Source organism: Pseudomonas sp. EA_5y_Pfl2_R50, assembly GCF_963970475.1.
GTDB lineage: Bacteria > Pseudomonadota > Gammaproteobacteria > Pseudomonadales > Pseudomonadaceae > Aquipseudomonas.
The window spans coordinates 1-246 of sequence record NZ_CAXAPT010000262.1; the positions used below are offsets into that span (position 1 = coordinate 1).

Annotated in this window: 1 protein-coding gene; it reads right to left on the bottom strand. The window is 61.8% G+C overall.

Features of this window, described 5'->3' with window-relative positions; genetic code table 11:
• On the bottom strand, nt 1–246 hold a 246-nt coding region (locus AACY19_RS27735; protein WP_339454682.1), incomplete at both ends, for an immunoglobulin-like domain-containing protein.

Sequence of the window (246 nt, forward strand, 5' to 3'; positions counted from 1 at the left end):
TCGAGGTGTCGATGGTGTCAGTCACTTCGGTGACGGCTGGAACCGTGCTCGGCACCAGATTCTCGAAGTTGCCACCGGTAGCGGTGCTGATGGTCGCCTGCACATTGCCGGCGTCTTTGTAGACGTCGTCAGTCGGCGCAGGAACGGTCACGGTGCCGGTGGTTTTGCCGGCTTCGATGGTGATGACGGCGCCGTTGGACAAAGTCACGGTCACTGGCGAACCAGCGGCATTGGTCAGGGTTGCGG